Origin of the sequence: Cupriavidus sp. SIMBA_020, from assembly GCF_046535395.1 — a bacterium.
Taxonomy (GTDB): Bacteria; Pseudomonadota; Gammaproteobacteria; order Burkholderiales; family Burkholderiaceae; genus Cupriavidus; species Cupriavidus campinensis.
On the sequence record NZ_JAWRWU010001689.1, the window covers coordinates 1 to 235 of the forward strand.

General features: G+C 63.4%; 1 pseudogene. It reads right to left on the minus strand.

From position 1 onward, the window contains the following. Nucleotides 1-235: pseudogene (locus tag SB751_RS35355) on the minus strand (bifunctional heptose 7-phosphate kinase/heptose 1-phosphate adenyltransferase); the annotation flags it as partial.

Genomic DNA, 235 nt, shown 5'->3' on the forward strand with positions numbered 1-235 from the left:
GGTGCGACCCGCTTGAATTCTTCGAGCAGCAACGCCTGCGTATGTGCCGTCGGCCGCACATCGCGATCCACCCGGGCGATCTGCTGCGTGCCCGCCATCAAGCGGGTCTTTTGCGTCGTGCCGCCCTCAGGGTCCGACACGAATCGCGTCTGTACACCGTATTCCTGCAAGCACTTTTGAAGTTCGATTGACGCGCTGTCGTGACCGACCACCGCCAGCAGTGTCGCGTCCCCGC